Consider the following 1736-nt stretch of genomic DNA (forward strand, 5'->3'; position numbering starts at 1 on the left):
CGCGATATTGAAGCCCAGCAACTGCCGACGCTCGGCCTCGGGCATGACCCGCAACTGGCTTAACGGAAGCTCCGGGGCCTGCTCCAAGGCTTCGACCAGGTGCGCCAGCGCGCTCTGCATGTAAGTACACATGCGTTGAGCGCCGTGGCCGGCCGGCATATGCATAGTCAGCCTTACGCTATCTTCCAGTTCCTCCACATCAAGTGCCACCGGGTAATGGCTTCCGCGCTGGCTCTGCAGGATGTCGATACCCTGCCATGGAGTAGATCGCTCCGATGACAGCGGTGCCCTTTGATACGAGCGGTAGTTGAGCAAGGCACTGAACAAGGGCAACGGCGGCGCCACACCACTGCAACGCTGGACTTCACTCAATGCAGCATGCTCATGCAACAAGAGCGCACTCAGTTGGGCGTGGACCGCATGGATCGCTTCGCGTGCGGATTGCTTGGTCAGGCGCACGCGCAACGGTAATGTATTGATGAACATCCCCATCGCGCGATCCGCTCCTGTGCCTGCCTGCATTCGTCCCAGCAGCACGGTTCCGAACACGACGTCATCGCTTGCGGCGACCTGCCCCACCACGTGCGCCCAGGCCAGGTGATACACGCTGGATGGCGTTACTCCCAGGCGTGCTGCCCAGGCGCATATCCGTCCATGCAGCCCCGCCTCCAGCAGGTCTGCCGAGTGTTCGGCAGCGTAGCCATTGCCGCGGATGTCGTGCAGACCATATGGCAGCGTGGGCGATTCGAAGTCGGCAAACTCGCTCCGGAAGAACGCCTCCCGCTCTGCTTGGCGCCCGTCCCGTCGTGCCTGTGCCACGTAGTTGCGATAGGGAGTCGATGCACCGAGCTGGGCGCTATCACCTGACATATACGCATGTAGCTCTGCTTGCAGCACATGCATCGTTGCCGCGTCATCCACCAGATGATGGATCAACAACATGGCAACCCAGCGGGCATTTGCCAGGTCGTAGGCATAGTGGAATTGGAGCAATGGTGCGGTCGAAAGATCCAGGCGATACCTGGCCGGATTGAAGGTTGCGTGCAACCGCTCCAGGGCGTCGCCATGGACGGGCTCCGGAACGAGTTGCGAAAGCACCAGCGTCGCCTTGCGCCAGACCACCTGCACGGGTGTCTCCAGTCCTTCCCAGATCACGCTGGTGCGAAACACGTCGTGATGGTCGATAACCTGCTGCAAGGCATGCACAAAGCGATCCATGCGATCGCGACTATCGAATGACAACTGGACAGACTGCAGATACGGATCCCCCTGTCGTGCCGCCAGATGGTGGTACAGCACGCCCTCTTGCAGCGGTGCGAGCGGATAGATGTCCTGCACGTTCGCCGCACCGCCGGGCACCGTGGCCACGATGCGGTCGATCGCCTCCTGCGACACATCCACCAGCGTCAGCAACTCGGGGGTGATGCGCCGGCAGTCGGGCGGGATCAGGTTGGGCGGCACCTCCACATCGCCGGCGGTACCGATGGCTGCCGCAAGCGCGGCCAGCGTCGGTTGCCCGAACAGCACCCGCACGTCTGCGCTCAGGCCGTGTTGACGCATCCGCTCCACCAGCGTCACCGCCAACAACGAATGCCCGCCCAGCTGGAAGAAGTTGTCGTGCCGCCCCACCCGTTCCACCCCTAGCACCGCCTGCCAGATCTCGGCCAGGGTCTGCTCCACCGCATCGGCCGGCGGCTCGTAGCCCTGCAGACGATGCGCCGCATCCGGCGCCGGCA

1 protein-coding gene is annotated in these 1736 nt (G+C 63.1%); it reads right to left on the reverse strand.

Annotated elements, in window-relative coordinates; translation table 11 throughout:
• Positions 1-1736, reverse strand: a 1736-nt coding sequence (locus XcodCFBP4690_RS22085) for a condensation domain-containing protein (RefSeq protein ID WP_430523621.1), incomplete at both ends; no start/stop codon positions are given.

Source organism: Xanthomonas codiaei (genome assembly GCF_002939785.1).
GTDB classification, from domain to species: domain Bacteria; phylum Pseudomonadota; class Gammaproteobacteria; order Xanthomonadales; family Xanthomonadaceae; genus Xanthomonas; species Xanthomonas codiaei.